General features: G+C 66.9%; 13 protein-coding genes. 6 read left to right on the top strand and 7 right to left on the bottom strand.

The window, feature by feature from the left end; translation table 11 throughout:
- Positions 1-271 precede the first annotated feature (271 nt).
- Entirely contained in the window at positions 272-1,129 is an 858-nt protein-coding gene (locus RW112_RS08605; protein WP_317781339.1) for an HAD family hydrolase, read from the top strand.
- Here the strand turns inward: RW112_RS08605 and RW112_RS08600 are convergent.
- The 4 genes from RW112_RS08600 to RW112_RS08585 are packed head-to-tail and all read right to left on the bottom strand — an operon-like array spanning position 1,126 to position 3,360.
- Positions 1,126-1,725, bottom strand: coding sequence for a hypothetical protein (locus RW112_RS08600; protein ID WP_317781338.1), 600 nt, complete (start codon positions 1,723-1,725; stop codon positions 1,126-1,128). The two genes, RW112_RS08605 and RW112_RS08600, sit on opposite strands and share 4 nt — an antisense overlap.
- Before the next feature lie 24 nt (positions 1,726-1,749).
- Positions 1,750-2,457, bottom strand: coding sequence for a hypothetical protein (locus RW112_RS08595; RefSeq protein ID WP_317781337.1), 708 nt, complete (start codon positions 2,455-2,457; stop codon positions 1,750-1,752).
- On the bottom strand, positions 2,450-3,085 hold the full coding sequence (locus RW112_RS08590; protein ID WP_317781336.1) for a hypothetical protein: 636 nt from the start codon (positions 3,083-3,085) through the stop codon (positions 2,450-2,452). The genes RW112_RS08595 and RW112_RS08590 overlap by 8 nt, the downstream gene beginning before the upstream one ends.
- Positions 3,082-3,360, bottom strand: coding sequence for a hypothetical protein (locus tag RW112_RS08585; RefSeq protein ID WP_317781335.1), 279 nt, complete (start codon positions 3,358-3,360; stop codon positions 3,082-3,084). Before RW112_RS08585 ends, RW112_RS08590 begins: the two co-directional genes overlap by 4 nt.
- A 149-nt stretch (positions 3,361-3,509) precedes the next feature.
- On the opposite strand from RW112_RS08585, the gene RW112_RS08580 reads away from it, so the two are divergent.
- Positions 3,510-5,966: a phosphoketolase gene (locus RW112_RS08580; protein WP_411709884.1), complete on the top strand. Its 2,457-nt coding sequence runs from the start codon at positions 3,510-3,512 to the stop codon at positions 5,964-5,966.
- A 29-nt stretch (positions 5,967-5,995) separates the two neighbouring features.
- Here the strand turns inward: RW112_RS08580 and RW112_RS08575 are convergent, their stop codons facing one another.
- The 3 genes from RW112_RS08575 to RW112_RS08565 form a co-directional block, all read right to left on the bottom strand.
- Positions 5,996-6,748 (bottom strand): DUF429 domain-containing protein, encoded by a 753-nt coding sequence (locus RW112_RS08575; protein WP_317781333.1) that lies wholly within the window; start codon positions 6,746-6,748, stop codon positions 5,996-5,998.
- A 2-nt stretch (positions 6,749-6,750) separates the two neighbouring features.
- Complete coding sequence (locus tag RW112_RS08570) at positions 6,751-8,088, bottom strand: carboxylesterase family protein (RefSeq protein WP_317781332.1); 1,338 nt, start codon at positions 8,086-8,088, stop codon at positions 6,751-6,753.
- A gap of 145 nt (positions 8,089-8,233) precedes the next feature.
- On the bottom strand, positions 8,234-8,725 hold the full coding sequence (locus RW112_RS08565; protein ID WP_317781331.1) for an inorganic diphosphatase: 492 nt from the start codon (positions 8,723-8,725) through the stop codon (positions 8,234-8,236).
- A gap of 151 nt (positions 8,726-8,876) precedes the next feature.
- Here RW112_RS08565 and dacB point away from each other — a divergent pair, with 151 nt between their 5' ends.
- From dacB to hpt, 4 genes are all read left to right on the top strand, one after another.
- Complete coding sequence (dacB, locus tag RW112_RS08560) at positions 8,877-10,469, top strand: D-alanyl-D-alanine carboxypeptidase/D-alanyl-D-alanine-endopeptidase (protein ID WP_411709883.1); 1,593 nt, start codon at positions 8,877-8,879, stop codon at positions 10,467-10,469.
- A gap of 166 nt (positions 10,470-10,635) precedes the next feature.
- Positions 10,636-11,754 carry a zinc-dependent metalloprotease gene (locus RW112_RS08555; RefSeq protein ID WP_317781330.1) on the top strand — a complete coding sequence of 373 codons (1,119 nt, stop codon included), beginning with the start codon at positions 10,636-10,638 and terminating at the stop codon, positions 11,752-11,754.
- Positions 11,755-11,823: 69 nt separating this feature from the next.
- Positions 11,824-12,885, top strand: a complete 1,062-nt coding sequence (tilS, locus tag RW112_RS08550; protein ID WP_317781329.1) for a tRNA lysidine(34) synthetase TilS — start codon at positions 11,824-11,826, stop codon at positions 12,883-12,885.
- A 29-nt stretch (positions 12,886-12,914) separates the two neighbouring features.
- On the top strand, positions 12,915-13,466 hold the full coding sequence (gene hpt, locus RW112_RS08545; protein WP_028270320.1) for a hypoxanthine phosphoribosyltransferase: 552 nt from the start codon (positions 12,915-12,917) through the stop codon (positions 13,464-13,466).
- Positions 13,467-13,617 lie beyond the last annotated feature (151 nt).

The raw sequence follows: 13,617 nt of genomic DNA, 5'->3' as shown, positions 1-13,617 counted from the left end.
TCCCATGCTGGGCTGGCCATCCCGACGCATCCAGACGCGCCTGCATGGGTGTGGATAAGTAACAGCAACTCCCCTCGAGGTGGACTCTTCCCCCGGGAACGCCGCGGGGAATTGACCGGACGGCGGGGATTTGTCCGGCTATCCGTTCCAACCGGGTGACACGCCGGTAAACACCCACAATGTGGACAAGCTGTGGGTGTTTACCACAAGTTCACAATGGCTGTGGCGTGCGTCCTAGCGGCTGTCCGGGGGCGTCTGCTGTACTAGGTGAATGACAACATTGACTGAAACCTCAGTCGCTGGCAACGATGACCAGCGAAACAACGGCAAGAACAACTCCACCAAGCTCATGGTGGCCCTGGACGTGGACGGCACGCTGGTCAACCACGACGGCCACATGTCGGTGCCCGTGCGTGAGGCGGCCCAGGCTGTGGTCGCAGCCGGCCACGAGGTCCTGATCGCCACCGGCCGGTCGCTGAATGCCACCCTGCCCATCATTGAGCAGATCGGGATCGAGACCGGCTACGCGGTGTGCTGCAACGGCGGCGTGACCCTCCGCCTGGATCCGGCCCACCCCGACGGCTACGAGGTCATCCGCAAGGCAACCTTCGATCCCGGCCCGGCGCTCCGTGCCCTCCGCAAGCGGCTTCCCATGGCCAAGTACGCGCTGGAGGACGAGGACGGCAACTTCCTGTCCACTGAACGCTTCCAGGACGCAAGCTTCGGCGTGGAAGCAATCGGCGTGGACTTCCAGACCATGCTCGATGCCACGGCAGTGCGCGTGGTGGTGTTCAGCTCCGAAAACACGTCCGAGGAGTTCAACGAAGCCATCAAGCACATTGGGCTGTCCGGCGTCACGTATTCCGTGGGCTGGACCGCGTGGCTGGACATTGCAGCCGAGGGAGTTACGAAGGCCAGCGCCCTGGAGCACCTCCGCGGGCACCTGAGCATCGAGTCGCACCTCACTGTGGCGATCGGCGACGGCCGCAACGATATCGAGATGCTCACATGGGCAGGCCGTGGCGTCGCCATGGGCCAGGCTCCCGACGAAGTGATTGCGGCCGCGGATGAGGTCACCATGTCAGTTCATGACGACGGCGCCGCGCACATTCTCCGCAGCCTCCTTTAGCGCACCTCGAGGATCAGCTGGAGGAGCCGCGCCGCCGCCGGGCGGGCTGCGTGTTCCTCGTTCCACTGCGCCCTTGCCACAGCCTTGCTGACGGCCTGCGTGGTGATGCCAAGCGCCTGGGCAACGGCCTTCTGCTGGCCCCGCACTCCGGGAGTCAGCAGGTCCAGCACACGCCACTCAGCGGCGCTGCGGTCATGCACGATGTGGCCGAGGAGCTTCAGGACGGCCTCCGCTTCCGCAGCAAGGTCGGCCAAGGGGCCGTCAACCGCAACAGGAACGCGTTCCTTCCCGTTCCGCGCCCGGTCCACCGCCCGGCGCGCATAGATGAGTCCGTGTCCGGTGGCGTCCTTGACCTGGTTCGGCAGCGGCTCATTCACCGGTCCCACGCCGATCCCCACAAACCAGCTGCCACAGCGGAGGGCAACCAGGGCTGCCTCCACGGCCTGATGCGGGAACTCAACAATGCCCTGGACCTCGTCCTCAACGGAGCGGTCGAAATCGAGGCGCGCGGGGATGTGCCGCAGGTCCTTGAGCAGCTGCGGCACCCGGTCACCGTCGCGCCGGCTGTCCGTTTGATTGATGGTCAGCGTGAACATTCTGGATCACAGACTACCCGGTGGCTAATCCAAAGACACCGCGGAATGGACGACGGCGGGCGGCAGCGCTTGGAATGCGGCTGCGGCTTCCGGGGCGCCAGTATTTCTCAGACCCTTCTGGATCATGCCCACCAACTGGTCAGGGCTGTTCCGTGTGGTGAAGGTGAAGAAACGGAGGGGCCTGCCGGCGCCGTCCGAACTTGATGCGGGCTGCGCTGTGGCTGTTAACCGTGATTCCTTGGCGCGGAACACTACCGCGAACTGTCCCCGCACGCCCAGTGAAATCTTGTCCTCAGGGTTCAGCGTCCTCAGCAGCCGGTCCGCGTCCGTTCCTGCCGGAGCCACAACGGAGCGAAGGGTTCCGGCGTCGATGTCCTCCCAGAAGATTGCCCTTGCAGCGTGCTTCTGGCTGTAGCGGTAGAGAAGGCCGCGGTCGAAAACGAGGAGCCGCCGGAAGCTCCAGAGGAGCGTTAGCGACCAGAGGACCAAGCCCGTGAGAATGCTCGCCACAGCGTATAGCGAAAGGTTGGAGAATAGGCCGGGACTTCGGGAGGACGTCGGCTGGCCTGTGAACTCGGCTACGGCGGCGAAGACGAAGCCTGCGCCGATGAACCACGGCAGGAGCTTCCAACTGATGTGCCATGACAGCTCCGTGTACCGCAACAGGCCCAGTTCTTGCCCGTACTGTCGCTCAGCCCGGCGTGCCAGCCAGGTCCTTCCGGGTTCAGCCACGCCGGTTGCCGTTGTCGTAGAGGTTGGGCAGCTGATCGTGCTGTTCAGTGGCGGCCTGTTCAGCGGCAGCAAGCTGGGGATCCGGGACCGGGGCCGCCCCGCGGGAGACGCCTGACCGGAGGTCGACGGCAGTGAACTTCGCCTCGAACGTATCCCCGCCTCCTCCACCGAGGGCGGAAGCGAAGGCCACCAGGTAATAGAGCGGTGCGAATGACCAGCAGACGGCGCGCCAGCCGCCCAGCCAGGCTCCAGACGTCGTGCCGTCCGCGATTCTGACAGAACGCATCCCGGCGGCCGCGTCGCCCAGGCTGCCGGTAGTCCCCATGATCATGCCGTAGGCAAATAGCACCAGGAACCAGACGGCGGCGAGGGCCGCGAGGAACAGCCCGTTGCTGGCAAGAAGTGCAAGGGAGAGGGAGCCCAGGACGAGGTTCTGAATCAGGGAGTTCAGTACCCCCATAAGGACGCCGGCAACAGCAAACACTACGGCGGCATCCAGCGCACGTCCCCAGAAATGGGACCAGTCGGCCTTGCGGACATAGCGCTCACCCGTGCGGGTGTAGGCCAGCACGGGGCGTCCCGTGACAGCATCCAGCAGTCCCGTGCTGCTTTTTGGGGTGCGGCTCATGCGTTGCGGACCAGCGAACCGAGGGCCGATTCAAGGGTGGCCTTGGAAGCTTCCCGTAATTCGAGACGGACCGGCAGCACCCCTTCCGCATGGACGTAGGCATAGAGCCAGCGTTTCCCGGTGGAGACCGTGCGTTCAATGGATCGCCATGAGGTGTCTGCGTTGATGACTCTATCTAGCTGCACGCTTTGCCGGTTGATGCTGTCCGCCGCTTTGCTCATGGTGCCTGCTAGCGTCCGCAGCTGGGCAATGTCTGCCCCGTAAAATCCGGCCATCTGCAGTCCCCCCGCGTGGTGCTTCGCTCTCAAGTTTCCAAGCCAGCCTAGACGTTCCCGCGACCTGCCGCGATGGAGAGGCCTGCCCATCGCGGTGGACTGCTCATCGAAAATGTCCGGGGTTGTGTCAGCCGCGTGGAAATGTTGCGATGGAAGCTGTGCCACCGACGGAGAGCCCTAGTGAAGCGAGGACTGCAGTGACCAGTGACGTGAGTGATGCCCTGCTTGGTGACTCCGAACTCGGGCTCGTGGACCGCTGGTGGCGGGCGGCCAACTACCTGTCCGTGGGCCAGATCTACCTCCGCTCCAACCCGCTGCTGCGGGAACCGCTGCGCGCTGAGCACACCAAATCCAGGCTCCTGGGCCACTGGGGGACCACCCCGGGCCTCAACTTCGTCTACGCCCACCTCAACCGGGTCATCCGACGGGACCGGCAGGAGATGCTTTTCATCGCCGGGCCCGGTCACGGAGGTCCCGCGGTGGTGGCCAACGCCTGGCTGGAGGGCACCTACTCGGAGATCTACAGCAACGTAGGCGATGACGAACCTGGGCTCGCCGAGCTCTTCCGGCAGTTCTCCTACCCCGGCGGCATTCCCAGCCATGCCGCTCCGGAGACCCCGGGTTCCATCAGCGAAGGCGGCGAACTCGGCTACTCCCTGGCCCACGCCTACGGGTCCGTCTTCGACAATCCCCAGCTGATCACCGCCGTCGTCATCGGTGACGGCGAGGCCGAAACCGGGCCGCTGGCGGCCAGTTGGCACTCGCACAACTTCCTGGACCCCGTGGCTGACGGTGCAGTGCTGCCCATCCTGCACCTGAACGGCTACAAGATCGCCAATCCCACGGTCCTGGCCCGGATGCCGGAAGCCCAGCTGGAACAGCTGCTCCGCGGCTACGGCCACAAGCCGCACTTTGTCACGGTCAACGACCCCGACGACGTCGAGGGGGCGCACCGCGACTTCGCCGCCGTGCTGGACACCTGCCTCGCCGAGATCCGTGCCATCCAGGCGGAGCGGCGCAACGACGGCGGCTCCGCTGACGACGGCGGTGCTGACTCCGGTGCCGCCCAGTGGCCCATGATTGTGCTGCGTTCACCCAAGGGCTGGACCGGCCCGAAAACAGTGGACGGCAAGCAGGTGGAAGGCACATGGCGCAGCCACCAGGTGCCGCTGTCCGAGGTCCGCACCAACCCCGGGCACCTGGCCCAGCTGGGCGAGTGGCTCGAATCCTACCGGCCCGGCGAACTCTTCGACGAGCACGGCCGCCTCCGGCCCGACGTCGCGGAGAACGCGCCCGCGGGGGAGCTGCGGATGAGCGACACACCCTACGCCAACGGCGGCATTCTGCTGCGCGACCTCAAGCTGCCGGACTACCGCAAGCACGCCGTCGAGGTGCAGCAGCCGGGTGTGGAGCGGATCAGCGCCATGATCACCCTGGGCTCCTGGATGAGGGATGTGATCTCCCAAAACCCGGAGACGTTCCGGCTTTTCGGCCCCGATGAGACGGCGTCCAACCGCCTGCAGGACGTCTACGACGTCACGGACAAGGTGTGGCAGTACCGGATCGACGACGTCGACGAGCACCTTGCGCGGGCCGGCCGCGTGATGGAGGTGCTCAGCGAGCACCTGTGCCAGGGCTGGCTGGAAGGCTATCTGCTGACCGGCCGGCATGGCGTGTTCAGCTGTTACGAGGCCTTCATCCACATCGTGGATTCCATGTTCAACCAGCACGCGAAGTGGCTGAAGGTCCACCGGGAGCTCGCCTGGCGCCAGCCGGTGGCCTCGTTGAACTACGTGCTTTCCTCGCACGTCTGGCAGCAGGACCACAACGGTTTTTCGCACCAGGACCCGGGCTTCATCGACCACGCGGTCAACAAAAAGGCAGAGGTCATCCGGGTGTACCTCCCGCCGGACGCCAACACGCTGCTGTCCGTGATGGAGCACTGCCTGGCTTCCAGGGACTACGTCAACATCGTGGTCAGCGGCAAGCAGCCGTCCCCCACCTGGCTGGGACCGGCCGACGCCGCGCACCACTGCCAGCGGGGACTGGGCATCTGGGAGTTTGCCGGATCGGAGGTCCCCGGCGAGGAACCGGACGTCGTCCTGGCCTGCGCCGGGGACGTTCCCACCGTGGAAACCGTCGCGGCCGCCCAGCTGCTCAAGGAAGGTGCGCCCGGGCTGAAGATCCGCGTGGTCAATGTGGTGGACCTGATGCGGCTGCAGGACGACCGCGAACACCCCCACGGGCTGAGCTCACGCGACTTCGACGGCATCTTCACCGCGGACAAGCCGATCATCTTCGCCTACCACGGCTACCCGTCCCTGATCCATCGGCTGGCGTACCGGCGGACCAACCAGGAAGGCCTGCACGTCCGCGGCTACAAGGAGGAGGGCACCACCACGACGGCGTTCGACATGGCCATGCTCAACGGAATCGACCGTTTCCAGCTGGCCATCGACGCCATAGACCGGGTTCCCGGACTGGCGGAGCGGCACTCCCTGCTGCGCCAGTCGTTGCAGGACCGTCGGATCAGGGCCCACAACCACACGCGCACCCACGGGGAAGACCAAGAGGAGATCCGCGACTGGACGCTGAACGGCGGGTAGGCCGCCGGTCCAACTGGCGGGGGCGCGGGCTACCCGCGCAGGCCGGCGAGCTGACCGGACGGCAGATGGATCCAGCCTTCGCTCAGGGCTGCGGCGCCATGGTCATCCGGCGGCGTCAAGGTCTGGCCGAGGCTGACGGCCCGGGCAGTAAGGGAGGCGATAACGGCGTCGAACATGTCATCCGAGGCGGCCAGGACCTCCCGCTGTCCGGCCAGGTCCAGCCAGGGCGCGGCCGTGGTGAGGCTGTCCAGGATGACGCCCAGACGCTCCGACTCCGGGCCGCCGCGCCCCTTGTAGCCACGGGCGTGGATTCCCCAGAGCTTCAGCGAAGCCGCCGGATAGACCTCCGCCAGCCGGCCGGATCCATCCCTGGCCTGCGGTCCGTGGTCCCGTGCGATCTTGGCCTGGATGACCGCACAACGCATGGCCGGGTGGGCCAGCCGGTCGGCGGAGACGCTGAGCGGGATCAGCCCCGTCTCGCGCGTGACGAAACGGTCGGTGTCCCGGTAGGCCAGGAGCCGGCGGCCCTCGATCCCGTCGTGGTCCAGCACCGGATGCGCATCGAAATTCAGGTGCCCGGCGAGGAAAGGAAGGAAGGCGTCCGGCCAGCCCACCGGGCAGTCAATGCCCGTCATGTCACAGCTGCCGAACAGGGCCACGATCTCCTGGTCGGTGACGTCCAGGGCGAGATGCACCAGCCGCGCACCGCCGCCCGTCCACTCGATCACGGCCGCCGCGGTCTTCCTGGTGGCTGCGGCGAGGTCCACGCCCAGGGTTCTCACGGTCAGACCGCGCGGTAACGGAGTGTGCCGGGAAGTTCTCCCTGGCTACCCAGGCCTTTCCCGGAGGCGAACTTGGCCCAGGTGGCTCGGAGGGCGCGGCCCTGGGCGTTGATCTCGTCCCAGGTGGCCCCCGCAACGAGCCCGGCCGCCGCCCACGTCTGTTCGTCGCCGAACAGCAGCGGCAGGTCAACCGTGTGGGCCGCGCCGAAGAAGTTGCCGGGCGCCGCCCAGGTCAGCACGTAGCTGTAGGCTTTTCCTCCCGCCCGGGAGTGTCGCCGGGCGAACTTCCTGGCGGAGCGGCCGTACACAGCTTCGGTCACCGCCCGGCTGACGGCGTTGACGACGGCGGTTCCGACCACCGGGATTTTGGCCAGGCGGCCGGCCACGGGGTTTCCCGGCAGGAACATGCGTGCCTCGTCGGCGGTGTGGCCGATCAGGACCTCGATTCCGGGCGCGGCCGAGTTCCACGCGGCTTCAATCTCATGTTCGGGCGGCAGCGGTGCGTGTCCGTACTGCGTGCCGAACGGCATGGCGGCCTTCAGCCCGAACTTCCGGGCCACCTGTGAAACACGGCCTTCAATGGCAACCACGTCCATCGCGGGGGTGTGTTCGGTGACATGTTCAGCCGCGACGCCCATGGCGGCGCTCATCTTCTGGCGGCCCCGGGTGATGCCCAGGGGTGCGCTTTGAATGATGGCGCGCTGGAACAGCGCGGGTGCCTCCGCCGTCGCCATCAGGTGGGCGACGGCGTCGCCTCCTGCTGACTGGCCGAAGGCGGTCACGCGTTCCGGATCGCCGCCGAAGGCGCCGATATTGCGCTGCACCCAGCGGAACGCCTCAAGCTGGTCCAGTAAGCCGAGGTTTGCCGGCCGGCCCGTTCCGGTTGCAAGGTAGCCGAACAGGCCCAGGCGGTAGGTGACCGACACAACGATGATCCGGTTCTCGGCCACCAGGGTCCGGGGGTCGAAAATGGCCAGGTCTCCGGAGCCGGACGTGTAGGAACCGCCATGGAGCCACACCATCACGGGTACGCGCTCGCCGTCGGTGAGGCCGGCCGGAATGGTGATGGAGAGTCGCTGGCAGTCCTCGCTGCCGGGCAGTTCACCGTAGCGGGTCCCCAGGATGTCGTCCAGGAACGGGACCGGACCCTGCGGGCACGCGGGGGCGGGGGAGGTGGCTGCAAAGGCCTCCGTCCAGGCGGGTGCACTTGACGGCGGCTGGAAACGGCCCGCCGTCGCGTACGGGATCCCGGTGGCGCGCAGCACGTCACCGTCCCGCCAGCCGGTGACCGGGCCGCAGGGCGGGTCAAAAGAGGGGGGATTCAAAGACTCGGAACTCACGAGGCAACGATTTCACAGATTCACTGCGGTGGGGCAACAGAAAATCCCCGCCTCCCGGACCTTTCCCCTTCGCATGACGCGGGGATTTGTCCGGGGGACGGGGATTTGTGGGGCAGGACGCACTAACGCGACCTGCCGGTGGAAATTAGTGGCCGGCTGCCGGAACGTAGCGCTTGATGGAGGCTTCCAGCTCGGCTTCGGCTGCGGCGCGGTCGCCCCAGCCTTCGGCCTTGACCCACTTGCCCGGCTCCAGGTCCTTGTAACGGGTGAAGAAGTGCTCGATTTCCTTGATCAGGAATTCGCTGACGTCGCTGACCTCTTTGATGTGGTCGAAGCGGGCATCGGTGGGCACGCAGAGGACCTTGGCGTCCCCGCCGCCGTCGTCCGTCATGTTGAAGACGCCGATGGGGCGGGCTTCAACGATGACGCCCGGGTGCAGATCGAAGTCCTGCAGGAGCACCAGTGCGTCCAGCGGGTCGCCGTCTTCGCCGAGGGTGTGCTCGAAGAAACCGTAGTGGGTGGGGTACTGCATGGAAGTGAACAGAACGCGGTCCAGGCGGACGCGGCCGGTCTCGTGATCGACTTCGTACTTGACGCGTGATCCCTTGGGAATCTCGATGGTCACGTCATGCTTCATGGAATGCTCCTCGACTTCAGGGTGTTCGCGGCACACAAAAAGACCAGCAAACGGAGTGTCGGTGCCGCCGACTACTATTGAGGATATAGCGATAGGCCCAGGTTTCATGAACTAGTGGGGACATTTCAGGACTATAAGGACCAACAGCAGCATGAAACGCATGATGAGCCGCGCGGCCAGCCATCCCTGGATTGCGATCATCAGGCGGCAGCTGCCGATGGTCCTGCTGAGCATCCTGGTTGTGGCCCTGGCTGTCCCCGCGGCCATGCTGGCCGCCCCTGCGCTAACCGGCCAAGGCTCCGGCTCCAAAACCACGGGGGCCGCTGTTCCGGCCTGGCAGCAGGTCCCGCGGGACCTTTCCCTTCCTCAGGGCATTTCACCGCTCAAGGACTCGGCGCCCGTCCCCTGGCCGGACACTCTCTCCGCGCAGCTCAACGCCACGCTCCAGGCCGACGGCGGCGGGTCGTTCACCGGCGTGGTGCAGGACGCCGCCACTGGCCAGGTGCTGTTTGACCGCGACGGCTCGCAAGCCCGGGTGCCTGCCTCCAACATGAAGCTCCTCACTGCCGCCGCCGCTGTCCGCGCCATCGGACCGGACCAGCGCTTCAGCACCAGGGTGGTGGCCGGCGCCGAGGCAGGCTCTGTGGTCCTGGTCGGCGGTGGCGACGTCCTGCTTGGCGCTGGCGAGTCGTCCCGGGACACCGTCATGGGCCACGCCGGACTGGCCACGCTGGCCCGGCTCACGGTCCGGTCCCTGCAGGACAACGGCGTCACGGGGCCGGTGCAGGTGCGGCTGGATGATTCCTTGTTCACCGGACCGGCGCTGAACCCCACCTGGAACCTGGAGGATGTGGCCGCCGGTGAGACCGCGCCTTTGTTCCCGCTGGCCCTCAACTCCGCCCGCTACGATCCCGCCGTCATTACCGGACCGCGTCCGCAGGACGCCGCCATGAACGCGGCCGAGGCGTTCACCGCGCAGCTCACGGCGGCAGGCGCCGACGCCGGGCTGTCGGTGACGCCCGGCGTCGTGCGCGCCACTGCGCCAGAGGCGCAAAATCAACAGGCGCAAAATCAACAGGCGCAAAATCAACAGGCGCAAAAGCAGAAGGCGCAGGAACCGTCAGACGACGCCACTGAGGGCGACGCCGGCGCAGCCGGTGCGCTGAACCCGGGCACGCTGCTGGCCGAAGTACAGTCCGCCACGCTCCGCCAGCAGGTTGACCTGATGCTGCAGACCTCGGACAACTATCTGGCCGAGGTGCTGGGCCGGATGGCGGCAATTGCCGCAGGGCAGCCCGGCAGCAACGACGGCGCCACCGCCGCCGTGTTCAAACAGGTGCAGGACCTGGGAATCCCCACCGAGGGCCTGCGCGTGGCGGACGTCTCCGGCCTGTCCCTTGGCAACCAGGTGTCGGCGGGCCAGCTGTCAGAGGTTGTCAGGGCCATCACGTCAGGCGCCGAACCCAGCCTGCGTGCTGCCATCGGCGGTTTTCCGGTGGCCGGCCTCACCGGAACGCTGGGCAGCAGGTACACCGACCCGTCCACGGAGCGCGGTGCGGGGCTGGTTCGGGCCAAAACCGGAACCCTGAACTCCGTGATTGCCCTCAGCGGCTACGTTGTGGATGCAGACGGCCGCCTGCTGGTGTTCTCCTTTATTGGTAACGGACTGAAGCCGGGCGCGGCAGGGAACAGGACGGCGATAGACCGCACGGCGTCGGCCCTGGCCTCCTGCGGCTGCCGCTAGCCGGCGCTCCCGGTGGTGGGGACTTCTGAACCAACTGTGGCCCCGGACATTTGTGTTCTTCTGTTCCGGTCCTGTGCCCGGCCTGTGCATTGCAGGGGCGCCGTGCCCGTTCGCCGGTCAGCGAACTTAAGGCGGAACCGCGGGGTGCTGTGATCTGATGGACGCTATGGAGTCAACTGCAGGCGATTCATCAGCACAGGCCCAGGCATTGATCAACTGGGAGCTCGCAGCGTCAACGGCCGCGCGCCTTGCTCCGGCGGGTCCTTCGCTGGGATCTGCCGAAATCGGGGCGGCCGTGGAGAACCTGCGCCTCATGGCCGACATTTCCGTGCCGCACGTCCACGACATCACCGGACTGGAGGCGGCACGCGACCTCCGGGACTCCTCCGTGCTGGTGGTGGACCGTGCCTCCTGGGCCAAGGCCAACACCCAAAGCTTTGCCGTCATGCTGAAACCGGCCATGGAAAAGATGCTGGAAGGCCGCCGCGGAAGCATGAGCCCCGGTGCCGCGTCCGTCAGCGGGGCCATCACCGGCAGCCAGCTCGGCGCCGTGCTCGCGTTCCTGTCCAGCAAGGTCCTGGGCCAGTACGATCCCTTCGCGGCGCTCGCCGAAGACTCCACCGCCCCCTCGGGCGGGCGGCTCCTCCTCGTCGCGCCGAACATCGTCCAAGTGGAGCGCGAACTCAACGTCACGCCCGAGGACTTCCGGCTGTGGGTCTGCCTGCACGAACAGACCCACCGGGTGCAGTTCGCGGCGGCCCCCTGGCTGCGCCACCACATGCTCAGCGAAATCGACAACCTCAGCGAACACCTGCTGGGCAACGTCGATACCCTCCTCGAGCGTGCCTCGGCTGCGGCGCGTTCGCTCAAGGACCGCACCGCCGCCGGAACCGCGCCGGGCCGCGGCGCCATCCTGGACCTGCTCCAGGATCCGGAGGAAAAGGCCTCGCTCTCGCACCTGACCGCCGTGATGAGCCTGCTGGAGGGCCACGCCAACGTGGTGATGGACGCCGTGGACGCCAGCATTGTTCCGTCCGTCAAGACCATCCGGCAACGATTCAACGCCCGCGGCAAGGACCGGGGAATGGTGGAGAAGTTCATCCGCAACCTGCTGGGCCTTGATGCCAAGATGCGCCAGTACACGGACGGTGCCAAGTTCGTCCGTGCCGTGGTGGATGTCGCCGGCATGGAGGGTTTCAACCGCGTGTGGGAATCGGCCGGGAACCTGCCCACCGAGCCGGAAATCCATGACGCCAAGCTCTGGCTCGAACGGATGGGCCTCTAGTTGTCCCAGCACCTCAGCGGACGACGGCGGCCCGGCCGGCTGTCGCCCGTCGTCGGCAAGGCGCGCAAAATGTTGCAGAACGCCCTGGCCGACGCCGGCTACCCGGAACGGGTGCTCGTCGCCTGCAGCGGCGGACCGGATTCGCTGGCCCTCGCGGCTGTTGCGTCCTACTTCGGCCGCCGCGGCCATGTGGACGGCCACCCCGTGTCGGTGGGCGCCGTCGTCGTCGACCATCAACTGCAGCCCGGCTCCGCCGGAGTGGCCGCGCAGACCGCGGACGTCCTTCAGGACCTGGGGCTCTCGCCCGTGGAGGTGCGGCGGGTTGACGTCGCCGCCACCGGGATCGGACCCGAAGCTGCGGCCCGGGACGCCCGCCACGCCGCCCTCGAGGAAGCCGCCGCCCGGTCCGGGGCGGGCGTCATCCTCCTCGGCCACACACTGGACGACCAGGCGGAACAGGTGCTGCTCGGCCTGGCCAGGGGGTCCGGCACACGCTCGCTGGCCGGAATGCGGCCGGCCCGCGGACTCCTGCTCCGGCCCTTCCTCGGCCTCCGCCGCGCGGACACCCTGGAGATCTGCGCCGTCGAAGGACTGGAGCCGTGGCACGATCCCAGCAACGCCGACCCCTCCTTTGCCCGGTCCCGGACCCGGGTGGAGGTCCTTCCCATGCTGGAAGAAAAACTCGGTCCCGGCGTCGCGGAGTCCCTCGCCCGGACGGCAGCGATCCTGCAGCTGGATGCCGACTACCTCGACGACGTGGCGAACCGCACGTATGAGCAGCTGGCGGAACAGTCCGGCGTCGAAATCAGCCTTCCCGAAGCAGCACTGGGCGAGCTGGCCCCCGCCATCCGGTTCAGGGTGATCGCCAGGGCGGCCGCCGCCCTCGGAGGCCAGCAGCCGAGCTACCAGCGGCTGCTGGCCGCGGAGGCGCTCCTGCGCCGGCAGGGATCGGCCGGGCCGGTGGAACTCCCGGGCGGGGTCAGCGCGTACCGCCTGTCGCTGGCTCAAATCCTGGCCGGGGAAGGGCGGAACCAGCCGGACCGGGAACTGGATGCGGCCAGCGGCGGTCCCCGTGAAGCCGCCCGCTGTGGGAAGCTAGTATTCCGGCTTCACAAGCCGCCCCAAAAATAGTCGCACCCGCATCTACACAGGAGCCATTGGTGGATTCAAACGACGTCCAGGCAGACCTCAAGCACGTTCTCTACACCAAGGATCAGATCCAGCAGCGGATTACGGAGCTTGCTGCCGAGATCGACAAGGACTACGAGGGCCGGGAGCTCCTCATTGTCGGCGTTCTGAAGGGCGCCGTCATGGTCATGGCAGACCTGGCGCGGGCACTTCACAGCCACGTTTCCATGGACTGGATGGCAGTTTCCTCCTACGGCTCCGGGACCCAGTCGTCCGGTGTGGTGCGGATCCTCAAGGACCTCGACACCGACCTCATGGGCAAGGACGTGCTGATTGTTGAGGACATCATCGATTCCGGACTGACGCTGTCCTGGCTCAAGACCAACCTGGAATCCCGCGGCACCGCCTCCGTGGAAATCTGCACCGCCTTCCGGAAGCCCACGGCTGCCAAGGTCCAGATCGACGTCAAGTACGTCGGCTACGACATCCCGAACGAATTCGTGGTGGGCTACGGCCTCGACTACGCCGAGAAGTACCGCAACCTGGACTTCGTGGGCACACTGGCTCCCCACGTCTACGAATAGGCACCCTTCCCGGGACGCCTCCCGGCCGGCCGGGCCCCGCAACGGGCTGCGGCCCGGTACCGCTACGCCTAGAGGGAACTTTTGCCCTGCATCGTGCGTGATTCACTCCGAACGGTGTATAGCTAGAAGCTGACGCAGCACCACACGCGCG

The organism is Arthrobacter sp. B10-11, assembly GCF_033142195.1.
Taxonomy (GTDB): domain Bacteria; phylum Actinomycetota; class Actinomycetes; order Actinomycetales; family Micrococcaceae; genus Arthrobacter; species Arthrobacter oryzae_C.
Note: the sequence above shows the minus strand (reverse complement) of the source record. Positions and strands in the feature narration are given on the sequence as shown.

Coding starts and splice junctions, on each gene's coding strand:
- RW112_RS08590 (WP_317781336.1), bottom strand. CDS start 3,085: ATGAGCCGCACCCCAAAAAGCAGCACGGGACTGCTGGATGCTGTCACG.
- RW112_RS08565 (WP_317781331.1), bottom strand. CDS start 8,725: ATGAAGCATGACGTGACCATCGAGATTCCCAAGGGATCACGCGTCAAG.
- RW112_RS08600 (WP_317781338.1), bottom strand. CDS start 1,725: ATGTTCACGCTGACCATCAATCAAACGGACAGCCGGCGCGACGGTGAC.
- RW112_RS08585 (WP_317781335.1), bottom strand. CDS start 3,360: ATGGCCGGATTTTACGGGGCAGACATTGCCCAGCTGCGGACGCTAGCA.
- dacB (WP_411709883.1), top strand. CDS start 8,877: ATGAAACGCATGATGAGCCGCGCGGCCAGCCATCCCTGGATTGCGATC.
- RW112_RS08580 (WP_411709884.1), top strand. CDS start 3,510: ATGGAAGCTGTGCCACCGACGGAGAGCCCTAGTGAAGCGAGGACTGCA.
- RW112_RS08605 (WP_317781339.1), top strand. CDS start 272: ATGACAACATTGACTGAAACCTCAGTCGCTGGCAACGATGACCAGCGA.
- tilS (WP_317781329.1), top strand. CDS start 11,824: ATGTTGCAGAACGCCCTGGCCGACGCCGGCTACCCGGAACGGGTGCTC.
- RW112_RS08555 (WP_317781330.1), top strand. CDS start 10,636: ATGGAGTCAACTGCAGGCGATTCATCAGCACAGGCCCAGGCATTGATC.